Source organism: Ruegeria sp. YKSF57, assembly GCF_059612585.1.
The window spans coordinates 24,290-46,157 of sequence record NZ_JBXWQW010000003.1 but is presented as its reverse complement, the minus strand read 5'-3'; the positions used below and the strand labels follow the sequence as shown (position 1 = coordinate 46,157).

General features: G+C 59.4%; 21 protein-coding genes. 16 read left to right on the top strand and 5 right to left on the bottom strand.

Translation table 11 applies throughout. The annotated features are described in order from the left end of the window. Positions 1–23: 23 nt before the first annotated feature. Complete coding sequence (locus AC2FLX_RS01485; RefSeq protein ID WP_480747905.1) at positions 24–821, bottom strand: phytanoyl-CoA dioxygenase family protein; 798 nt, start codon at positions 819–821, stop codon at positions 24–26. Between the two features lie 89 nt (positions 822–910). On the opposite strand from AC2FLX_RS01485, the gene AC2FLX_RS01480 reads away from it, so the two are divergent. Then, complete coding sequence (locus tag AC2FLX_RS01480) at positions 911–1,807, top strand: LysR family transcriptional regulator (protein WP_496809997.1); 897 nt, start codon at positions 911–913, stop codon at positions 1,805–1,807. Here AC2FLX_RS01480 and irrA read toward each other — a convergent pair whose 3' ends face one another. After that, positions 1,808–2,227 (bottom strand): iron response transcriptional regulator IrrA, encoded by a 420-nt coding sequence (gene irrA / locus AC2FLX_RS01475; protein ID WP_480747907.1) that lies wholly within the window; start codon positions 2,225–2,227, stop codon positions 1,808–1,810. A gap of 188 nt (positions 2,228–2,415) precedes the next feature. Here irrA and fabA point away from each other — a divergent pair, with 188 nt between their 5' ends. From fabA to AC2FLX_RS01455, 4 genes are read left to right on the top strand one after another with little or no spacing between them, the layout of a single operon-like run. Further along, positions 2,416–2,925, top strand: a complete 510-nt coding sequence (gene fabA, locus AC2FLX_RS01470) for a bifunctional 3-hydroxydecanoyl-ACP dehydratase/trans-2-decenoyl-ACP isomerase (protein ID WP_480747908.1) — start codon at positions 2,416–2,418, stop codon at positions 2,923–2,925. Between the two features lie 48 nt (positions 2,926–2,973). Then, a complete protein-coding gene (gene fabB / locus AC2FLX_RS01465) occupies positions 2,974–4,203 on the top strand; it encodes a beta-ketoacyl-ACP synthase I (RefSeq protein ID WP_496809998.1) in 1,230 nt (409 codons plus the stop codon). 5 nt (positions 4,204–4,208) lie between these two features. After that, on the top strand, positions 4,209–5,000 hold the full coding sequence (locus tag AC2FLX_RS01460; RefSeq protein ID WP_480747910.1) for an enoyl-ACP reductase FabI: 792 nt from the start codon (positions 4,209–4,211) through the stop codon (positions 4,998–5,000). Between the two features lie 59 nt (positions 5,001–5,059). Then, positions 5,060–5,257 (top strand): hypothetical protein, encoded by a 198-nt coding sequence (locus AC2FLX_RS01455; protein WP_496809999.1) that lies wholly within the window; start codon positions 5,060–5,062, stop codon positions 5,255–5,257. 57 nt (positions 5,258–5,314) lie between these two features. Here the strand turns inward: AC2FLX_RS01455 and AC2FLX_RS01450 are convergent, their stop codons facing one another. Then, the gene (locus tag AC2FLX_RS01450) at positions 5,315–5,743 is read right to left on the bottom strand and encodes an FKBP-type peptidyl-prolyl cis-trans isomerase (protein WP_496810000.1); all 429 of its coding nucleotides are present in this window, start codon (positions 5,741–5,743) and stop codon (positions 5,315–5,317) included. Between the two features lie 126 nt (positions 5,744–5,869). On the opposite strand from AC2FLX_RS01450, the gene AC2FLX_RS01445 reads away from it, so the two are divergent. The 9 genes from AC2FLX_RS01445 to AC2FLX_RS01405 all read left to right on the top strand — a co-directional run bounded on the left by AC2FLX_RS01445 (position 5,870) and on the right by AC2FLX_RS01405 (position 14,202). Further along, the gene (locus AC2FLX_RS01445; RefSeq protein ID WP_496810001.1) at positions 5,870–6,556 is read left to right on the top strand and encodes a haloacid dehalogenase type II; all 687 of its coding nucleotides are present in this window, start codon (positions 5,870–5,872) and stop codon (positions 6,554–6,556) included. Next, a complete protein-coding gene (locus AC2FLX_RS01440; protein WP_496810002.1) occupies positions 6,556–7,383 on the top strand; it encodes an alpha/beta fold hydrolase in 828 nt (275 codons plus the stop codon). The genes AC2FLX_RS01445 and AC2FLX_RS01440 overlap by 1 nt, the downstream gene beginning before the upstream one ends. Then, complete coding sequence (locus AC2FLX_RS01435; RefSeq protein WP_496745607.1) at positions 7,380–8,354, top strand: threonine ammonia-lyase; 975 nt, start codon at positions 7,380–7,382, stop codon at positions 8,352–8,354. Before AC2FLX_RS01440 ends, AC2FLX_RS01435 begins: the two co-directional genes overlap by 4 nt. 96 nt (positions 8,355–8,450) lie before the next feature. Next, complete coding sequence (pcaD, locus tag AC2FLX_RS01430) at positions 8,451–9,257, top strand: 3-oxoadipate enol-lactonase (RefSeq protein WP_496745605.1); 807 nt, start codon at positions 8,451–8,453, stop codon at positions 9,255–9,257. Continuing rightward, entirely contained in the window at positions 9,250–9,963 is a 714-nt protein-coding gene (locus AC2FLX_RS01425; RefSeq protein WP_496745603.1) for an alpha/beta fold hydrolase, read from the top strand. The genes pcaD and AC2FLX_RS01425 overlap by 8 nt, the downstream gene beginning before the upstream one ends. Next, positions 9,963–11,300: a class-II fumarase/aspartase family protein gene (locus tag AC2FLX_RS01420; protein ID WP_496810003.1), complete on the top strand. Its 1,338-nt coding sequence runs from the start codon at positions 9,963–9,965 to the stop codon at positions 11,298–11,300. The genes AC2FLX_RS01425 and AC2FLX_RS01420 overlap by 1 nt, the downstream gene beginning before the upstream one ends. A gap of 154 nt (positions 11,301–11,454) precedes the next feature. Continuing rightward, positions 11,455–12,558, top strand: coding sequence for a Zn-dependent alcohol dehydrogenase (locus AC2FLX_RS01415; protein WP_480747919.1), 1,104 nt, complete (start codon positions 11,455–11,457; stop codon positions 12,556–12,558). 20 nt (positions 12,559–12,578) lie between these two features. After that, positions 12,579–13,811, top strand: a complete 1,233-nt coding sequence (locus AC2FLX_RS01410; protein ID WP_496810004.1) for a mandelate racemase/muconate lactonizing enzyme family protein — start codon at positions 12,579–12,581, stop codon at positions 13,809–13,811. A 109-nt stretch (positions 13,812–13,920) separates the two neighbouring features. Then, a complete protein-coding gene (locus AC2FLX_RS01405) occupies positions 13,921–14,202 on the top strand; it encodes an ArsR/SmtB family transcription factor (RefSeq protein WP_480748087.1) in 282 nt (93 codons plus the stop codon). A 16-nt stretch (positions 14,203–14,218) separates the two neighbouring features. On the opposite strand, the gene AC2FLX_RS01400 is transcribed toward AC2FLX_RS01405, so the two are convergent. After that, positions 14,219–17,263: a cyclic nucleotide-binding domain-containing protein gene (locus AC2FLX_RS01400; protein WP_496810040.1), complete on the bottom strand. Its 3,045-nt coding sequence runs from the start codon at positions 17,261–17,263 to the stop codon at positions 14,219–14,221. 177 nt (positions 17,264–17,440) lie between these two features. Here AC2FLX_RS01400 and AC2FLX_RS01395 point away from each other — a divergent pair, with 177 nt between their 5' ends. Further along, complete coding sequence (locus tag AC2FLX_RS01395; RefSeq protein ID WP_480748089.1) at positions 17,441–17,821, top strand: DUF3307 domain-containing protein; 381 nt, start codon at positions 17,441–17,443, stop codon at positions 17,819–17,821. Positions 17,822–17,831: 10 nt separating this feature from the next. Here the strand turns inward: AC2FLX_RS01395 and AC2FLX_RS01390 are convergent, their stop codons facing one another. Continuing rightward, the gene (locus tag AC2FLX_RS01390) at positions 17,832–18,302 is read right to left on the bottom strand and encodes an Lrp/AsnC family transcriptional regulator (protein ID WP_480747921.1); all 471 of its coding nucleotides are present in this window, start codon (positions 18,300–18,302) and stop codon (positions 17,832–17,834) included. A 133-nt stretch (positions 18,303–18,435) separates the two neighbouring features. On the opposite strand from AC2FLX_RS01390, the gene AC2FLX_RS01385 reads away from it, so the two are divergent. Further along, positions 18,436–21,849, top strand: a complete 3,414-nt coding sequence (locus AC2FLX_RS01385) for an indolepyruvate ferredoxin oxidoreductase family protein (RefSeq protein ID WP_496810005.1) — start codon at positions 18,436–18,438, stop codon at positions 21,847–21,849. Positions 21,850–21,868: the final 19 nt, after the last annotated feature.

The following is a 21,868-nucleotide window of genomic DNA, read 5'->3' as shown; positions in this document are numbered from 1 at the left end:
TCCGCGCCGAGAACACCCCAAACTCAGCGCCTGAACAGAACCGGAAACCAGTCCTCGCGCAAACGCTGGCCCGGTTGCATGTCATGGCCCGGATAGGGTGGCGATGTTCGGCCCGGGCGCTCGACGTAACGCGCATCGTCTCCGACCAGGCGCAGGGAAAATGCCCGGCGGCGTGACGCCGAAGTATTACCGCGCGCGCCATGCAGCACGCGATAGTTGAACGCCACCGCATCCCCGGGTTGCATTTCAAACTCGACAATCTTCATACCTTCAGCCTCGGGATCGGGGATCGGCATGTACTGACCTTCGTCAGGGAAAAAACCCTCTTCCGAAACCCAGCGCGTCGGCAGCACTTCCTTTTCCCACAGGTGGGACCCTGCGACACAGCGCAGCGTCGCCTCTTTCACCGGATCGAGCGGTGACCAGAAACTGATGGTTTGCCGTCCGTCAACGAAATAATACGGCCCGTCCTGATGCCATGGCGTCGCCATCGAGGTGCCGGGCTCTTTCACCAGCACATGGTCGTGGAACATCTGCACCGATTCGGATGCCATCAAATCCGCTGCGACTTCGGCCACGGGTGAGGTTTCGATCACCTCGCGAAACTGTGGGATTCGGTCCCAGTTGCAGTAGTCGTCAAAGAACCTGCCGGTTTGGCCTTCTTTCTTGTTTTCCGATGCATACGGTCCTGGGTTCGACATGTTCGCCTCGACCCCTGCGCGCAAGGTATCGACCTGATCGGCAAACAATCCGGGCACAAAGACGACACCGTCCCGCTGAAAGGTGTCGATCATGTCCTGTGTAACCAATGGGTGAGGCAAGGGATCCTCCGTAAATCCGTGTTTGCCAAGATATGTGCAGGTCCCGAACCTCTGTTCAAATCATATCTTCGAAACTAATAAATAATCTCATGTTATTTATTTCACTCCGCCAGTACGAATATGTCTGCGCCATCGGCCACCACGGCAGCCTTACCGCAGCGGCCGAGCATCTCAATGTGTCGCAACCTGCCTTGTCCGCCGCCCTGGCCAGAATCGAACAACATCTGGGTTATCCCTTGTTCATCCGAAAACGCGGTTCGGCCATGGCCGTAACCCCGCAAGGGCGGACCTTTATCGAAGGCGCAAAAAGCCTGCTTGACCGCGCCGCCCGGTTGCAAGACCCGTCCCATCCTCCAATACCCGCAAAACGGCTTCGGCTAGGGTGTTTCGTCGACCTTGCTCCGTTCCTTCTGGCCCCTGCCATCCGCCGTCTGCGCTCTGAGTTGCCGGATGTCGAAGTGACCTATCGGGCCGATGGCTTCGAAGCCCTGCTCGCGGCATTGCTCAAGGGGCAGATAGATATCGCGTTGACCTATGATCTGGGAATGGATGCCGGATTCTCGCGGCGGTTGCTGTATGTCTGCCGCCCCAACGCGCTGATACCACCCGATCATCCGCTTGCGACACATGAGGTCGTGACCTTGGACCGGCTGGCCGAATTTCCGCTGATCCTGTCCGAAGAGGGACTTTCCGCGCAATATGTTCTGGAACTGTTCAGACGCAAGGGCCTGTCGCCGCATGTGGCGCATCGGGCAACTTCACTGGAAATCCTTCGCAGCCTCGCCGCGCATGGCGAGGGTGTCGGCATCAGTTACGCCAACCCCGTTGGCGCCCTGAGCTATGACGGGCTTCCCATTGCAAGCCGGCCTGTCCGCGATCCCGAAGCCCGCGAATCCGTCGTAATCGCTCGGCATGGCATCGGCCCGGCCGACCCGCTGTTTGACGCGGCCCAACGGGTGTTGGCCGTTCTGTTCGAAAAGAATTGATCAGGCCTTGCGGCGCAGGCGGATGACCACATCCACGGAAGCAATTTCAACCCCTTCGGGTGCATTTGGCAAGCGCTGGATCACCAGCTGATCCGACGGAGCGTCGGACAGACGCCCCTCATCCTCCCAAAAAAAATGGGGATGGTCATGGGTATTGGTGTCGAAATAGCTTTTCGATCCGTCCACCGTGATTTCCTGTAGCACACCTGCATCGCAAAAGGCGCGCAGTGTGTTATACACGGTGGCCAGAGAAACGGCAGCACTGTTGGACTTTGCCGCCTCGAACAGACTTTCCGCCGTGACGTGCCGGTGTTTACCGTCACCTACCAGAAGCTCGGCCAGCGCAACGCGCTGCCGCGTCGGTCTGAGACCGGCCTTGGCCAACCACTGCGTGGCGTTTTCCAGACTGTCTGGCGTCATGATGTCGATACCTGCATGCGTTTGACAATATATATAAGTCGTGCCCAGATGAAATTTCAAATGAAATTCATTCGCAAACAGGGCCATTCGCTTGAAACTTGCGGCGCACCCGCTCTTGCAGGACCTTGCACACGGGTGTTAGAGGAGGCCAGATGTGACCAACAGACTCTGGCAGGAGAGGCGGCAGAATGGCCCAATTCCCGAGCAGCTTTGACAAAGACGATCTGCTGAAGTGCGCGCGCGGCGAACTTTTCGGCCCAGGCAACGCACAGTTGCCCGAACCTCCAATGCTCATGATGGACCGGATCACCGACATTTCGGCGGATGGTGGCGCACATGGCAAGGGGCATGTGGTGGCCGAATTCGATATCACGCCGGATCTTTGGTTCTTTGACTGCCATTTTCCGGGCAACCCAATCATGCCTGGCTGCCTTGGTCTGGATGGGCTGTGGCAACTGACCGGATTCAACCTCGGCTGGCGTGGTTGGCAGGGGCGCGGCTATGCTATCGGCACAGGCGAAATCAAGTTGACCGGTATGGTGCGCCCCGACCGCAAGAAGCTGACCTACTACGTCGATTTCACCAAGGCCGTTCAGACCCGCCGCCTGACCATGGGTGTGGCGGATGGCCGGGTCGAAGCAGATGGGGAATTGATTTATCAAGTCAAGGACATGAAGGTTGCATTGTCCGAAAGCTGACCCCAGCTGAAGACCAGGCAACAGAGAACGGAACACAGGAGTACGCTTATGCGTCGCGTCGTCGTCACCGGATTGGGGATCGTTTCCTCGATCGGGAACAATGCCGAGGAAGTGCTTTCATCGCTGAAAGCGGGCAGGTCCGGCATCGAGGCCAACGAACAGATGGTCGAGCACGGCTTTCGCAGTCAGGTAGCTGGAACGCTCAAAATCGATGTGGCTGAACACGTGGACAAGCGCGCACTCAGGTTCATGGGCCCGGGCGCGGCCTACGCCCACATCGCGATGGGTCAGGCCATTGCCGATTCCGGTCTGACCGATGATCAGGTAGTAACCCCCCGCACCGGGCTGGTGGCCGGGTCGGGCGGTCCTTCGACCAGTGCAATGCTGACCGCACATCAGACTGTGCTGAAATCGGGTGCGACAAAGCGTATCGGCCCGTTTGCGGTGCCAAAGTGCATGTGCTCGACCATCTCGGCCAACCTGGCGACAGCCTACAGGATCAAGGGCATCAACTATTCGATCACTTCGGCCTGCTCCACTTCGCTGCACTGCATCGGAAACGCTGCTGAACAGATCATGATGGGCAAGCAGGATGTGATGTTCGCGGGTGGCGGCGAGGAACTGGACTGGACGCTCAGCTGCCTGTTTGACGCGATGGGCGCGATGTCGTCAAAATACAACGACACCCCCGCACGCGCCTCACGCGCTTTCGATCAGGACCGCGACGGGTTCGTGATCTCGGGTGGTGGCGGGATCGTGGTTCTGGAAGAACTGGAACACGCCAAGGCACGCGGCGCCAGGATCTATGCCGAAGTGACCGGATTTGCCGCCACTTCGGACGGTCATGACATGGTGGCCCCATCGGGCGAAGGCGGCGAACGCGCGATGCGCCTGGCGCTGCAGACCGTGCCCGAGGGGCGCAAGGTCAGCTATATCAACGCACACGGCACCTCGACCCCGGTTGGCGACGTGGGCGAGGTCGAAGCAGTACGCCGAATTTTCGGCGAGGGCAACGTGCCGCCGATTTCATCGACCAAGTCGATGACCGGCCATGCACAAGGCGCGGCGGGCGCGCTCGAGGCGATCTTCTGCCTGCTGATGCTGGACAACGACTTCATTACCCCTTCGATCAACGTCGATACCCTGGCCGAGGGCATTCTGCCCGGCGAAATTGCGACGCAAGTCGTTGAAAACGCAGGACTGGACAGTGTCATGACCAACAGCTTCGGCTTTGGCGGCACAAACGGGTCCATGATTCTGTCCAAGTATAATGGATGAGTGAAATGTCGGATCTTCTCAAAGGCAAACGCGGCCTGATCATGGGCGTGGCCAACGACCGCTCCATCGCGTGGGGCATCGCCAAGGCCATGCACGAGGCCGGTGCCGAACTGGCATTCACCTATCAGGGCGAAGCTTTCGGCAAGCGGTTGGAACCGCTTGCGCAAAGCGTCGGCAGTGATTTCATGGTCGACGCCGATGTCACCGATGACGAGTCGCTAGACCGCGCCTTTGACGAACTGGCCAACCGTTGGCCCACCGTCGACTTTGTTGTTCACGCCATAGCCTATTCCGACAAGTCGGAATTGACGGGGCGGTTTCTGAACACTACACGGGCCAATTTCAAGCATTCGATGGATGTATCGGCCTATTCCTTCATCGAGGTGGCGCGCCGCGCCTATCCGCTGATGAAAGAAAATGGCGGCTCGCTGCTGACGCTGACCTATCAAGGTTCGAACCGGGTGGTTCCGAACTATAACGTCATGGGTGTGGCCAAGGCCGCGCTGGAATCGGCGACCCGCTATCTCGCCAACGATCTCGGACCTGACGGTATCCGCGTCAATGCTATCTCGCCTGGTCCGATGAAAACTCTGGCCGGCGCGGCCATCGGTGGCGCGCGCAAAACCTACAAATTCTGCGACCAGAATGCGCCGATGCGTTCGAATGCAACGCTCGAAGCCGTTGGCGGTACTGCTGTTTATCTGACGTCCGATGCCGGCGCCTGCACCTCGGGTGAGATTATCCGTGTCGATGGCGGTTTCCACGTCCTGGGAATGCCTCAACCCGACTTCATGTGACCCGAACTTTCCCTGCGCTTGCCAAGTTTTGACCACACTTGGCGCGCAGGAATTCGGGCATGAGCAAAATTGACATGATCCTCTCCGCCGCCGCGCAACGCGAAAAGGCGCTGAGAAAGCCGGAACCGCCAGTAAGGCAATCGGGCAACCTGATACGCTTGTTGTTGGTGAGCCTGTGTTTCTCGCTTGCGGCGCTGGTGATCTTGTCGCAGCCCCAGACACAGGCGATGATGGGCCTCACGATCGCCACCAGGTAGTACGCCTGCCAAACAGGCCAGGTCAGGCGCATTCGCGGGCCCAGCCGTCATTTCGGTTCAATTGATCGACACGACCTCGATATCAAAGATCAGGTCCTGCCCCGCCAAGGGGTGGTTCGCATCCAGTGTCACGGTGGCATCGTCAACTTCGACCACCGTTACCGGAAGGGCCTGACCATCGGGCGTCTGCATCTGCAACTGTGTGCCGATGTCGAGCGGTATATCGTCGGGAATGCCTTCGCGCGGGATGGACTGCCGCATCGCCGGATTGATCGGGCCATAGGCTTCGACACAGGTCACCTCGACCTTTTTCCTTTCACCGACAGTCATGCCCGGCAAGGCATTGTCCAGCCCAACGATGATCTGTCCCGACCCCACTTCGAATTGCAGCGGGTCGCGGCCTTCGGAACTGTCGAATGTGCTCCCGTCCAGCAGGGTACCGGTATAGTGAATGCGCACCGTGTCGCCTTGCTTGATTTCGGTCATGAGGTCTCCGATCGGTTGGGTTTTGGTTGAACGGCCCACCCTAATGTCTGTCACACCATTGTAAACCCGCCCCTCTTTCGCGCGCTGAATTCCTGTGCGAACCTGCCCGCGAAGAGGGAGGAGCACATGCCAATCACCACCTGCGTCTTTGACGCCTACGGAACACTGTTCGACGTCGCAGCCGCCGCGCGTCTGGCCGCAGCCGAGCCCGAGCATACCCAGCTCAGTGGCAAATGGCCGGAGTTGGCCAATTTCTGGCGATTGAAGCAGTTGCAGTACTCCTGGCTGAGGGCGGTGACCGGCGCCCATACCGATTTCTGGGAGGTGACACAGGACGGTCTTGACTGGGCGCTCGAAGCGGTCGGGCTGGACGGAGAAGGCGGGCTTCGCCAGCGGTTGCTCGATCTCTATTGGGAACTGCAGGCCTTTCCCGAAGTTCCCGCAATGTTGGGGGCATTGAAGGACGCTGGGATGCAAACGGCAATCCTGTCCAACGGCTCGCCTGCGATGCTGGATGGTGCGGTGCAATCGGCAGGCATCGGCGACGTGCTGGATGATGTGCTGTCGGTGGAAAGCGTGGGCATCTTCAAGCCCGATGCCCGCGTCTATGAACTGGTGACCAAGCGCTTTGCTTGCGCCCGCGGCGAAGTTCTTTTTGTCAGCTCGAACGGCTGGGATGCGGCTGCGGCCAGCGGATTCGGATTTGTCACTGCATGGGTCAACCGCGCTGCCGAACCAATGGACCGCTTGCCGTGGCGGCCCGCACATGTACTGTCCGACCTGACCACGATTCCCCAACTGGCAGGAGCCTGATGGCGCACTTCACCTCAAGCGACGGAAAAAAAATCTACTTTGAGGACAACGGCAAAGGTAAACCACTGGTTTGCCTTGCCGGTCTGACCAGATCCAGCCGGGATTTCACATTCCTCGCCCCGCACGTACCCGACCTGCGTCTGATTGCGATCGACTATCGTGGCCGGGGGCAATCGGACCATGACCCGAACTATATGAATTACAACGTCAATCGAGAGGGTCAGGATGTCATCGAGCTTCTTGATCATCTGGGACTTGGCAAAGTCACCGTGCTGGGCACGTCTCGAGGCGGTCTGATCGCGATGGTGCTGGCTGACTGTCACCAGGACCGGCTGGCAGGCGTAATCTTGAACGATGTGGGCCCGATTGTGGAGCCGACAGGGATTGCCCGGATTTTCGAGTATGTCGGCAAGCCACCCACATTCCAGACTTTTGAAGATGCCGCGCAGGTTCTGAAAGACTCGATGGAACCGCAATTCCCCGGTGTCCCCCTTTCGATTTGGCGAAAGCAGGCAGAAAACCAATATCTTGAAACGCCCACAGGACTGGCCCTGAGCTATGATGTAAACTTGCGGCAGGCCCTGTTGGAACAGGCCGCGGCCGGACCACCACCCGACCTATGGCCCCTGTTCGACGCGTTGCGCACCATCCCTACTGGTGTTATCCGGGGCATGAACTCCGACGTACTCAGCCCGGGCACGCTGGCGGAAATGCGCAAGCGTCATCCTGCCCTCGTCGCGGAAGAAGTCCCTGATCGGGGCCATGTTCCGTTCCTGGACGAACCGCAGTCCCTCGCAGTCATTCGCAATATCCTGGAGGCCGCATGAGTACCCTGCCCCTGATAAAAGCCGCCGCCAAACGGCTGCAAGGCCATGCAAGGCGAACCCCATTTCTAAGCTCTCCTTTCCTTGATGACATTGCCGGGCGCAGGGTGCTGGTCAAACCGGAATGCCTGCAACACACCGGCAGCTTCAAGTTCCGCGGGGCATGGTCTGCGATTTCGGCGCTGGACCCGAACATGCGGCAACGCGGAGTCATCGCCTATTCTTCGGGTAATCACGCGCAGGGCGTAGCGATGGCGGCGACAAAACACGGAATCGCATCGGTCATCGTCATGCCGTCGGATGCGCCGCAACTGAAGATCGAAAACACGCGCGCACTGGGGGCCGAAGTCGTTTTGTATGACAGGGAAACCGAAAGCCGCGAGGATATCGGCGCGGCATTGTCGAATGAGCGCGGCCTGACCTTGATTCGCCCCTATGACGACCCACAGGTAATCGCAGGTCAGGGCACCGTCGGGTTGGAGGTTGCCGAACAAGTCGCTGATTTCGGCGTTCATATGGCCGACGTTCTGGTTTGTTGTGGCGGTGGCGGATTGACCTCCGGGATCGCCTTGGCGCTGGAGGGCCACGCGCCCGGCCTGCGCGCCAGAACCTGCGAGCCCGAAGGCTTTGACGACGTGAAACGTTCGTTGGTCTCGGGCGGGATCGAACGGAACAACCGGACTTCGGGGAATATCTGCGACGCAATCCTGACGCCCGAACCGGGTCAGATCACCTTCCCGATTCTGAAACGCCTGTGCGGCCCGGGTCTGAGCGTTACCGAGACCGAAGCCATGCGCGCCATGGCTTTGGCTTTTCTGCGCCTCAAGATCGTTCTGGAACCCGGCGGAGCCGTGGCACTGGCCTCGGCCCTGTACCGGCAGGACGAGATCGAGGGAGACACCGTGATCGTCGTCGCCTCGGGCGGCAACGTCGAACCGGCTCTCTTTGCCCGGGCATTGGCAGATCACACCTGATGCCGGAGTACCTGCTGCCGATCCGAAGCGTGGATCACGCGGCAATCCTGCCCTATATCTTCGCGAAACATAGCCAAGCTGACACAGGGGTATCCCATGAACATTGCCGATCTGGGTCATGTCCAGCTCTACTATCGCATCGACGGCGACCCCGACGGGGCGCCCGTGGTATTTGCCAATTCGCTGGGCACCGACTATCGGCTTTGGGATGCGGTTTTGCCTTTGCTTCCCAAGGGGCTGAAGTTCATCCGCTACGACATACGCGGCCACGGCCTGTCGTCTCTGCCGCCCGCCCCCTATTCGATGGGTGCGCTGGTGCAGGATGCCGAGGCTCTGCTGGATATGCTGGAGGTCCGCGATTGCGCTTTTGTCGGCCTCTCCATTGGCGGGATGATCGCGCAGGGACTGGCGGTCAAACGGATGGATCAGATCCGCGCGTTGGTTCTGTCAAACACTGGTGCCAAGATCGGCACCGCTGACATGTGGGACAAGCGCATTGCCGCCGTCAATGCCGGTGGAATAGAAGCGCTGGCCGACAACATCATGGAACGCTGGTTTTCCAAGGATTTCCGCGCCTCGCCCAACCTCACCCTGTGGCGTAACATGCTGGTCCGGCAACCGGTCGAAGGTTATGCGGGATGTTGCGCGGCCATTTCCGGCACCGACTTCTATACTCCGACAAGTGGCCTGCGACTTCCAACGCTGGGCATCGCGGGCAGCGAGGATGGGGCGACGCCACCCGATCTGGTGCGTGAAACGGTCGACCTGATCCCCGGCTCAAAATTTGAACTCATCCGCAGGGCAGGCCATCTGCCATGCGTTGAAAAACCCGAAGAATACGCTGCCATCCTTTCAGAATTCCTACGCGGTATAGGGCATGGTAAGGAGGGCGGGAATGGCTGATTTCCTTCTGGTTCACGGCTCATGCCATGGGGCGTGGTGTTGGCGTGATCTGATCCCTGAACTGACCGCTCTGGGGCATTCTGCCCGCGCCATAGATATGCCCAGCCACGGGGATGACCAAACTCCTGTCGCCGATGTCACTCTGGTTAGGTGCCGCGATGCCGTCTTGTCGGCATCGACCCCCGATACTGTAGTTGTAGGTCATTCCTGGGGCGGCTATCCAATCTCCGCAGCGGCCGGGACAGCTCCGGGCAAGATGCGCGCCCTGATCTATCTCTGCGCCTATGTCCCCATTTCGGGCAAGAGCATGGCACAGATGCGCAAGCGCGCGGCCCGCCAGCCCCTGATTTCGTCCGTCCAGAAATCGCCCGATGGCCTCTCCTATACCGTAGTTCCGGATCAGGTCAGGGCGCTGTTCTATCACGACTGCGCCGAAGAGACCGCCGAATTCGCCGCCCAACGCCTTTGCCCGCAAGCAATCAGGCCGCAGGAAACGCCCTTGGTACTTGGTGAAGGTTTTGCCAATTTGCCCAAGGCCTATATCCGAACGCTCGACGACCGAACTGTACCCACCGAATATCAGGCCGAGATGTGCAGTGGTTTTCCGCCAGATATGAAATTCACAATCGACAGCTCCCATTCTCCGTTCTTTTCCCATCCCAAGGAACTGGCGCTGATGCTGTCGCAGATCGAAAGAAAATTCTGATGGCTGGATCCGTTTTCGACAGCGTGCTTTTTTCCAGGCTGTTCCCGTCTGGCGATGTTGGTCGCCTCTTCACTGACAGTGCCGAGTTGAGGGCAATGCTGCTGGTCGAGGGGTTGCTGGCCAAAGTTCAGGGCGATCAGGGCATCATACCATTGGAAAGCGCACAGGCCATTTCGCGCGCCGCGATGGAGATTCAGCTTGATCCCGGTGCCTTGTCCGCCGCGACCGGCGAAAACGGCGTCAGCGTCCCGGCGCTGGTCTCGGCCTTCCGGGCCGGGATGCAGGCCCCCGAACATGCCGCCTATGTTCATTGGGGCGCGACTTCACAGGACATTATCGACACCGGGCTGATGCTGCGGCTGCGGCAGGCGATCGGTCTGATCGAAGCCGATGTTAAAGATACTCTTGGCCACCTTGCGCGGCTGGCCCGTGATCATGCCCGCCTGCCAATGCCGGCCCGCACCTATGGGCAGCACGCGACCCCAACCAGCTTTGGCACCGTGGTCGCGTCATGGGGCTGGCCCCTGTTAGGGCTTATGCAGGAATTGCCTGCGCTGCGGCAAGACTGCCTGCTTGTGTCCCTGTCCGGCGCGGCTGGCACCAGCGCAGCCCTGGGGGCGCAATCAGCCACAACCCGCGCAGAACTTGCAAAACTCTTGAACCTGCACGACCCGGGGCGAAGCTGGCATACCGACCGTACCCCCGTTCTACGCCTTTGCGATTGGTTCACCCGCCTTGTGCTGGCCTTAGGCAAGATCGGAGAGGACGGCGTGGAGCTAACCCAAACCGGGATAGCCGAGATTGGCTTGGGCGGGGCCGGGTCATCTTCGACCATGCCGCAAAAGCAGAACCCTGTGGCTCCGTCGGTTCTGGTGGCGCTGGCCCGCCAGCAGACCGGGTTGATGAGTGTTTTGCAGGGGGCGGCGATGCATCGCCATCAGCGCGACGGCGCCGCGTGGTTCACCGAATGGATGTGCCTGCCACAAATCGTTTTGGGGGCGGGTTCTTCTTCCCGGGTCGCCTCGTCCATGGCTCAGAAGATTTCGCCCGAACTTGACGCGATGCGCACAGCGCTGGAATCACATCTCGGCATGATCCATGCCGAAGCGCTGAGTTTCGCGCTGGCCGAACACTTACCGCGCCCCAAGGCACAGGCCGCAACCAAGGAACTGTGCCGGGAATCCGCCGCAACAGGCACCCCTCTGAAGGAAATCGTTGCCCGGACCTGGCCGCAACTGGACACGCACAAACTGTTTGACCCTATGCATCAGCTTGGACTTGCCCCGTCCGAAGCCGAAGCCTTTGCGCGCAGTACGACCGAATTCCTGAGCGACTGACGCGCCATCGCGCCTCCCCATTTCGCGAACGGATAGGTTTTCAACCTGTGCTTAAATCGTATCGTGACGTAAGAACGACATTGTTTTGCCGGTTTCCACCTTGCAGACGGCGATCTGCCGGGCCACCGTGCCCGGCAATCAAGGGGAGGAGACCATGCAAACCATCAAGGCGGCCGTATGCCGCGAGTTCGACAAGCCACTTGTTATCGAAGACATCCAGATCGCTCCCCCGGGGATGGGCGAGGTCGAAGTCACGCTGGATGCGGTGGCGATCTGTCATTCCGACATCACCTATGCCAGCGGAGCCTGGGGTGGGTTTCTGCCCGCTGTTTACGGCCACGAAGCCGCCGGTGTCATAACCGCAGTCGGCGACGCTGCAGGCGATTTCAAGGTGGGTGAATCCGTTGTGGCCACGCTGATCCGCGCCTGCGGATCGTGCCCGTCCTGCGCCAGCGGCAAGCCGACGATCTGCGAAACACCTTATGACACGGTCAAGGGTCCGCTGAAAACCGCCGATGGCGGCCCCCTGGAACAGGCGATGGCCTGCGGTGCCTTTGCCGAAAAGGTGGTCGTCAGCCACCGCCAGATCGTCAAGATCCCCGACACCATGGCCAAGGATGTCGCCAGCCTGCTCAGCTGTGGCGTGATCACTGGCGTCGGCGCGGCCGTCAATGCCGCCGGGCTGCGCCCCGGTCAGGATGTCGTCGTGATCGGCGCGGGCGGTGTGGGCCTGAACGCAATCCAGGGCGCGCGCATTGCGGGGGCCCGCAGAATCGTGGCGGTCGACATGACCGAGGAAAAGCTGGAGATCGCCAAGGAGTTTGGCGCAACTCATGGGGTTCTTGCCACGTTGGATACGCCCTGGAAAGCCGCATACAAGGCTCTTGGCGGGCGCGGAGCCGACGCGGTTCTGATCACTGTCGGCGCGATACCGGCCTATGAACAGGCTCCTCGTTATCTGGGGCGCGGCGGCAAGGCCATTATGATCGGGATGCCCCATTCGGGGGCGATGGCCAGTTACGAACCGGTCATCCTTGCTGCTGTCGGACAGGGTCTGATCGGCTCCAAGATGGGCGACGTGGTCATTCAGCGTGACATCCCCTGGATGATCGATCTTTATCAGCAAGGGCGTCTCAAGCTCGACGAGCTGATTTCGGGGCGCTGGTCGCTTGACCAGATCAACGAGGCAATCGCCGACACCAAGACCGGTGGCGCCAAGCGCAACGTGATCGTGTTTGACCGCAAATCGGTGGAATAACCCGAACAGGAGGACATGCGATGAAGCTTCAGGATCTCGATATCATCGTGACCGCGCCGCCTGCACCGGGTTGGGGCGGGCGATACTGGATACTGGTCAAGCTCACCACCGACACGGGCATCACCGGTTGGGGCGAATGCTATGCCTCGTCGGTCGGTCCCGAGGCGATGAAACACATCATCCACGACGTGTTCAAGCGGCATATGGCGGATGAAAACCCCGAAAACATAGAGCTGATGTTTCGCCGGGTGTATTCCAGCGGCTTCACACAGCGCCCCGATCTGAGCGTCATGGGCGCGTTTTCCGGGCTGGAAATCGCTTGCTGGGACATTCTGGGCAAGGATCGCGACCGACCGGTTCACGCCCTGATCGGCGGGCGGATGAATGACCGCATTCGCGCCTACACCTATCTCTACCCGCTGCCGCAGCATGACCTGACCGATTTCTGGACCTCACCGGAACAGGCGGCCGAATGCGCCGCTGCGATGGTCGGGCGGGGCTATACTGCGGTCAAGTTCGATCCCGCAGGCCCCTACACGATCCGGGGCGGCCACATGCCTGCGATGAGCGATATCTCGATATCGGTCGCTTTCTGCAAAGCGATCCGCGAAGCGGTCGGCGACAAGGCCGACCTGCTTTTCGGAACCCACGGTCAGTTCAACACCGCAGGGGCGATCCGTCTGGGTCAGGCATTGGAGCCCTATTCGCCGCTCTGGTTCGAGGAACCGACGCCTCCTGACAATATCGAAGATATGGCGCGCGTCGCCCGCAACGTCCGCATTCCGGTCGCAACCGGCGAGCGGATGACCACCAAGGCAGAGTTCGGCGCAGTCCTGCGGGCAGGCGCGGCGGAAATCCTGCAACCCGCATTGGGGCGTGCCGGCGGCATCTGGGAGATGAAGAAAGTGGCCGCGATGGCAGAAATATTCAACGCCCAGATGGCCCCCCACCTGTACGCAGGACCGATCGAGTGGGCCGCCAACATTCATCTCGCCGCCTCAATCCCCAATATCCTGTTGCTTGAAAGCATAGAGACACCTTTTCACGACAAGTTGATCAAAGGATCGATCAAAGTCGAATTAGGCTTTGTCACGCCACCCGAGGCGCCCGGTTTGGGCATTGAAGTTGACGAAGATCTGGCGCGAGCCCATCCTTATACCGGCGATGGGCTTCATTTGCAGATGCAGGAAGAACCATGTGACTATGTCAACGGCAACGCGTTTCAGGGTGGTGCACCAGCACAGGATGCATGAGATTGCATGCCACAACGCTGTGTTGTAGTTTGGACAAAAGGATTACGAGCAACCCGTGACAGTTCAGAATACATCAGATCAGGCATTTCAGCCCGAAACCGCCGTCGACATGAAGCAAAGCGCTTCGGATGCCGCAAACTTTCTCAAGACGCTTGCCCACGAGGGTCGGCTGATGATCCTGTGCCATCTCGGCGATGGCGAAAAGTCGGTTGGGCAACTGGAAACCCTGTTGGGTATCCGTCAGGCTGCCGTCAGCCAGATGCTGGCCCGACTGCGAGAAGAGGGGCTGGTATCGACACGACGGGATGGCAAAACCATCCACTATTCACTCAGCGATGGAAACACCGCGCAGGTGATCGAACTGCTATACAAACTGTTCTGCAAAACGTGATTTTTCGCTCTGTTCGTCAGTTCGAAACGTAACCCGCCACAACCTGCAAAAGCTTGAACGCGGTTGCCGCGTCGTTTTCGACCACGGCCAGAAACTCCTCCTCACCGATCCGCAGACAGGTCAGATTGGTTTCGGCCACCATGCTGAGCGCGCGCGGCTCTTTGCGGATCAGTCCCAGCTCTCCGACCAGCGTTCCAGGCCCGACGCGCGTGATCAGCTGATCGTCGCCGGATTTCTGGGGCAGGTACAGACCTGCCTCGCCTTCGATGATCATATAGGCACCGTCGGTCGGGTCGTCGTCCTTCAGGAAAACGACCTCGCCCGCCTTGGCCTCGAACCAGCGCGCACCAAAGGCCAGCAGGCGCAGCTGTCGCCGGTCAAGCTCGGAAAACAGCGGGGTCTGCTCCAATGCCCTTAGCTTGCGCGTCAGGTCGGCCGAGGCGGCACCATCCTCTTCAACATCCATCGGAGCCTCCTCGCTGATGATCCGGCCTTGCCGAATCTCAATGTGCAAATCAAACGCCTCGGGCGATTTGAAATGGTCGTTGATGTAGATCACAGTGGTATCAGGCAGCAACTCGCGCAGGTTTTTGTATACCGATACCTGAGTATCCATGTCGAAACTCGCCAACGCGCTGTTCAGAACCAGAATGTCGGGCTTCTTGATTGCCGCCCGTGTAAAGGCCAAAGGTTCGGCAAAGGCGGCGGGCAGGTTCTGCCCCCCAAGGCTCACCGGCATGTCATAGATCAGCTCAACCACCAGCGGGCGCGCACCGTTACCCGAAAGCACGTCGGTGATCAGTTTGCGCAATTCGTCGGTGCGCGCGCCACCCACCTGACTGACCTTGCCGAACATGGCGTTTTCCAGCACGGTCAATCCGGGCGCAAACTCATCCACCCGTAACGGCACAAAGACATCGCGCAAGCTTTCCAGAAGCTTGTCGGAATGGCTGTGCCGCAATTCCAGAATCCGGGATTTCAAACCGTCCGAAAAGGCCGGCCCTATCTGTTCCGCCGAAATTCGGAACGGAACGGCCAGCAGGCTGGCCAACTCGGTATCGTCCAGGGCCCGCGCCCCGGCGCTGCGCGTCTTTTCGACCAGATCCAACGCCGTTTCATAAGTGTTCACCTCCAACCCCAGCTTTCGGAACAGGGGATGGTCGGTGCCGTCCAATCCAAAGATCTGACGCAACATGTCGATCACATCGCGGGTCAGATCGACAAGTATTTCGTCCAGCCCCAGATCCCGCAACTGTGCCAGAAACACCGCCTGGCGCGCCAGAAGTTCCTGTGTGACAGGCACGCGCGGCGTTGCAAACAGCAAGTTTTCGGCGACCGGCAATGCGGGGTTGTAGGCGTCGCGGTCAAAGATAAACGCCTGTTGATCCAGCCCAGCTTTGCCGATTTCCCGTCTTACGATCGGGCGCAACTCGACCAGCTTTGCCGCCAGTTCCGGATGCGCGCCGTGGTCAAAGACCTGGTCTGCGCCCCGTCTGAACAAGGCCGCCCCCGACCCCATCCCTTCGACCAGTCGCAACCACCACGCGCGAAGGCTCGCTTCGTCCTGGAAACCGGCGCGCGCCGGGTCCAGCCATTCGGCGTGAAACGGATCGGCGCTGTTGCCCGCCCGCAGTGTTTCGGCAAAGTCCGGATTCTCTGGCGCGGGTTCGGTCGGCTGAAACCGCATCGGCATCATCACATTATCGCCGAACGTGCCCTGAAACATGACCGGGCGCGAACTGGCATAGCCGATGCGCGCCGCCACATCCACCTGATGCACCTTGGACAGTTCGTGCCCGCCGATCATGACCTTGCCTGATCCCGGCAGAACCTCACGCGTCAACAATTCGCTGAGGGCCAGACGGTCCTCCTCACTAGGGGCCGATATGCCAATCACGCCAGCCCCCGGCAGTACCGCATTCATATCATCCAAAACGTGATTGCCGTCCGCATCCCGCACCGAGACATGGTCGAGCACGATATCGCCATTCAGGCGCACGCTCTCCTTGGGTTCGTTCTCGAACAATTCCTCGTCAATCATGCCTGCGGGGGCGAAACGTTCGATCACAACTTCCCAGCGTATCGCCATGTCCTGCGTCTGGTTGTAATAGGTCAGCAACTCCTTCCACGGGCTGGACAGATCCTTGTAAGCCGCCAGTGCCGCGACCAGCGCCCCCAGCGACACCTGGCCCTGCAATACCAGAAAACCGCCTACCGAGTAGAACAGGAACGGGGTCAATTGCGAAATGAAGTTATTGAGAAACTTCATGAAGAATTTTTTCTGATAGATGTCGAACCGTATGCTGAACAGCCGCCCAAGCTGGTCCGAAATCATGGCCCGTCGATACCGCCAGCCCGCATTGCCGCGCAGGGTCGATGCACCGGCCGCGTTCTCTCCGATCTGGGCTGCCAGAACCCGCACCTCCTGTATGCGCTTCTTGTTGAGCAGGTTGATCTGGCGTTGCAGCTTGGGGATCAGCCAGGCCTGCAACGGGATCAGCGCAATGGCCGCAAGCCCGAACCAGAAGCTTTGCAGAAACAGAAAGGACAGGATGGTCAGCATCTGCCCGGCCTGCAGCACTGGCTGGCTGATCGCATCACCCATCAGACCGCCCATCGGCTCGCTTTCGGCGGTGACCATGGACACAAGTTCACCTTGGCTCACGCGTTCGAAATAGGGTTGCGGAAACCTCAAAATCCGGCTGATGAGCTGATAGCGGAACCGCCTCAGCATGCGCTCGCTCAACACGCCCTTCATCGTGTTGATCCGCATTTTCATCAGACCATGCGCCAACACCGACAGCAGAAAGGCAAAACACAGGATCATCAGAAACGTTGTCTGATCGAAGGTGATCCCAAAATACTCGACGGTGGAACTGGCCGCCCCGATCGCGTCGTTGATTATCCGTTTGGGCAATTCGAGTGTCAGATAAAGCAGCGGGAACAACGTGGACGTCACGGCCAGCAAAATCAGCTGATCCCGCTTCGAATACTTCCAGATGAACCGAAATAGCGTACGTTCTATGGGTCCTGCCCCCGATGACAAACCTATTGAAACCACCCAGTGAGACGGTCGCCAACCGTTCACATATTCACGCTATCGCAACCGAACGCCGCAACGCAAATGGAATCCCCCCATTCCAATACACGCACCATTTGCACGAGAGTGTTTGCGCGATACGTATTAACGTCTTAAGCTTGGGTGCAGATTGATATTAGGAGGACCGCCTTGCCTGAAATGACTGGCACGGTACTTTTGTTACTCTGCCTATTGCAGATCAAGCATATGTTTGCTGATTATTATCTACAAACCCCCAAGATGCTGGAGGGCCGGGCAGAGTATTTGCATTCGGGTCGTGCGCAACATGCGGGTGTACATGCCATCTTGTCTGCTGCGATTTTTCTTCTTCTCGGCGCACCTATTATCTTTGCGATAGCGATATCCGCTCTCGAATGGTTCATCCATTTCAACATCGATTTTGCCAAGGCCTATTACTCGGACAAGAAAGAACTGCAACCCAATCAGGCCGCGTTCTGGCGCGCTGCGGGTCTGGATCAGTGCATGCACAACCTGACCTATATCGCCATGGCCTGGGCCTGGATCGTCTGCGCGTGCTAAGGCCCCTCCGCTATTTCTGAACCGGTTTGTTGCGCTTGATTGTGCGCAATACGACATTGGTCTGGGCACTGGCGACGGCGGGAAGCCGGAACAGAAACCCCTCCAGAAACTTGTTGTAGGCAGCCAGATCGGCACACAGCACCCTCAGATGATAATCCGCCTGCCCCGTGGTTGCATAACATTCCTGAACTTCGGGGCTGTTTTCGATCGCCCGAATGAATTCGACGATTCTTTCCGGGTCATGCCGCGTCAGGTGCACATGCACAATCGCTTCGAATGACAAACCCATTGCCGACGGATTAACGACGGCACCGTAGCGTTCGATGATCCCGGCTTCCTCCAGCATTCGCACCCGCCGCCAAAGCGCAGATGCAGACATACCGACCGCTTCGGCCAGATCCGCGTTCGAGATTCGACTGTCCTTCTGCAACAATGTCAAAATGCGGCTGTCTCTTTCATCGAGCTGAAATGAAACGGTCATTTTGTTCGAACTTTCATCATTTTTCGATTATTTCCTCCGAATACCTGTCCATAATTGACTGTTTCTGGATCAAATTTCCATTGCAATCGGGATAAAATTTCCAGAACGCGCGAAAATTGACAGGACTTCATGGATGACTCGCCACATTCCCGAATTCCAAACATATCGACTCCAGGACCGCTATGACCTCACAAAAGGCCGCGTCTTTCTGACCGGCACCCAGGCGCTTGTCCGGATCATGATGGATCAGGCCCGCCGGGATCGGGAGGCAGGGCTGGAAACTGCCGGTTTCGTGTCCGGATATCGGGGCTCACCGCTTGGCGCATTGGATCTGGAAATGTGGCGCGCCAAGGAACGGCTGAAACACGACCGCATCACCTTCATGCCAGCCGTTAACGAAGATCTGGGCGCCACCGCGGTATTGGGCGCGCAGCAGGCCAGCCTGGATCCGCAGTGCGAGGTCGAGGGCGTGTTTTCCATGTGGTATGGCAAAGGCCCCGGCGTGGACCGTTCCGGCGACGCGCTGAAACATGGCAACGCCTATGGCTCGGCCCCCAAAGGCGGTGTGCTTGTAGTTGCAGGTGACGACCATGGCTGCGTCAGTTCCTCTATGCCCCATCAATCCGACGTGGCGTTCATGGCCTGGTTCATGCCGACGCTGAACCCGGCCTCGGTCGAGGAATACCTGGAATTCGGCGAATACGGGCTGGCCCTGTCACGTTTTTCCGGCACATGGGTCGGTTTCAAGGCCGTTTCAGAAACGGTCGAAAGTGCCCGTTCGGTCGAACTCCGGCCGGATCGGCAGTTCACCCTGCCTGAGATCGAGTTGCCCGCAAAAGGCTTGCACGTGCGTTCTGCCGACCTGCCCAGCCCCGAGATCGAGACCCGTATTCAAGCAAAACTGCGCGCCGTGCGCGCCTTTGCCGAGGCCAATCCGATCGACCGGAGCATCTATGGCATCAAGAACGCCAAGTTCGGCTTTGTCACCACCGGCAAAGGCCATCTCGACCTAATGGAGGCATTGCGACTAGTGGGCCTTGATGAAGCAAAATGCCGGGAACTGGGAATAGACATCTATAAGGTCGGCATGGTCTGGCCGCTCGCCCGTCGCAATGCGCTGCGCTTTGTCAGGGGCAAGGCCGAAGTTCTGGTGGTCGAGGAAAAGCGTGGCATCATCGAAAGCCAGTTCAAGGAGTATTTCTATGACTGGCCGGGTGACAAGCCGCACAAGATGGTCGGCAAGTACGACAGCCATGGCGAACCACTGATCCCCTGGACCGGTGAACTCAGCCCTCTGATGCTGGCCCCCATCGTCGCCGCGCGCCTGCACACCTTCTTCCCCGAGGAAGATCTGCCGGCCAAAGCCAATGCGCTGACAGCTCAGCCCCCACAACTAGTTAACATCCCTGGCGCAACCCGAACGCCCTATTTCTGTTCGGGCTGCCCGCATAACAGCTCGACCAAGGTGCCCGAAGGATCGACGGCTGCCAGCGGCATCGGTTGTCACGTCATGGCGTCTTGGATGGACCGCCAGACCGTGGGCTATGCGCAAATGGGCGGCGAAGGGGTGCCGCATGTGGTGGCGTCGAAATTCAACGGCGGCAAGCACATCTTCCAGAATCTCGGCGAGGGTACATGGTATCACTCCGGCAGCCTCGCCATCCGGCAAGCGGTCGCCGCAGGCACCAACATCACCTACAAGATCCTGTTCAATGACGCCGTCGCCATGACCGGAGGTCAGCCGGTCGACGGGCCAGTCAGTGTGCATGGCATCGCTCAGACCTGCCGGGCCGAAGGTGTGGAACGGATCGCCATCGTTTCGGATGACATTTCCAAGTTCCACCACGCCGATTTCCCGTCGCAAACCTCGTTTCACGACCGCTCCGATCTGGACCGGTTGCAACGCGAGTTGCGCGACATCCCCGGCGTTACTGTCCTGATCTATGAACAGACCTGCGCCACCGAAAAACGTCGCCGCCGCAAGCGCGGCACGATGGAAGATCCCAGGAGGTTCGCGTATATCAACGATTTGGTCTGCGAGGGCTGCGGCGATTGTTCAGTCGAGTCGAACTGCCTGAGCGTCGAGCCGCGCGAAACCCCCTTTGGTCGCAAGCGCAAGATCAACCTCAGCACCTGCAACAAGGATTTCTCGTGCCTGAACGGGTTCTGCCCCAGCTTTGTAACCGTCGAAGGCGCCACGCGTCGGAAACGTACGGTTTCGCTAGATCTCGCGGCGCTGGAAACCGGCTTGCCAACCCCCGACCTGCCTTCCCTCGCCCAACCCTTTGACCTGCTTGTCACCGGTGTCGGCGGAACAGGAGTGGTCACTGTCGGCGCCTTGGTCACCATGGCCGCGCATCTCGAAGCCAAAGGTTCATCCGTTCTCGACTTCACCGGGTTTGCGCAGAAATTCGGAACCGTGCTCAGCTATATCCGCTTGGGCACGACACCCGATGCGCTCAATCAGGTTCGCATTGATCAGGGTGCGGCCGACGCGGTTATCGGTTGCGATATCGTGGTCAGTTCCGCCCCAAAGGCCTCGGCGCATTACCGTCCGGGTACGCAGGTGGTGCTGAACCGCGCCGAGATGCCGACAGGCGATCTGGTCTTGCGCCGCGATGCGCAGCTCAACGTCGGCCAGCGCGAGGCCGCCATCCGCGCAGCGGTTGGCGCAGATCACGTCACTGGATTTGACGCCAACGCCGCAGCCGAAACGCTGCTGGGAGATGCGGTTTTTGCCAACGTAATGATGTTGGGCTTTGCCTGGCAGAAAGGGCTGGTGCCAGTGACCGAAGTGGCGCTGTCGCAGGCCATCCTGTTGAACGGGGTCGCGGTCGAAAAGAACCGGCTTGCCTTTGCAATCGGTCGTTGCATGGCCGCCGATCCCACGCGGCTGAACGGCTATTCCGATCCTCAGCCCGAACCGGATACACTGGATCAGATGATCGCCCGCCGCGCCGAATTTCTCACCGATTATCAAGACGCCGCCTACGCAAGAAAATACACTGCCCGTATCACGGATTTACGCGCCGCCCTCTCTGACGCGCCTGATCCCCTGATCCGCGCCGCTGTGCACAACCTTTTTCGCTTCATGGCCTATAAGGACGAATTTGAAGTGGCCCGTCTGATGTCGGGTCAGGCTTTCGCTCGCGAACTCGGCGAACAGTTCGAGGGTGACTTCAAACTCCGATACCACATGGCCCCGCCTTTCCTGAACCGGCGCACCGACAATCGCGGGCGGCCCGCAAAACGCTGCTATGGGCCGTGGCTGAAGGCTGCTCTGGGTGTACTGGGCCGCATGAAACCGCTGCGGCCGACGCCTCTCAACCCGTTCCGCTATCATTCCGAGGCCCGGATGCACCGTGAAACGCTGGCATGGTATCTTGACCTGCTCGACCGGGCGCAGGCCGGTTATTCGCCGGAGCGGGCCGAGGATTGGACCGCAGTTCTGACTTGCGCCGATGAGATCCGTGGATATGGCCCGGTACGCGAAGTTGCCATCCGAAAGGCGCACGTGGCAGCCGACGCGGCGCTGGCCGGATTCTAACCCCCTGCTCGGGACAAAC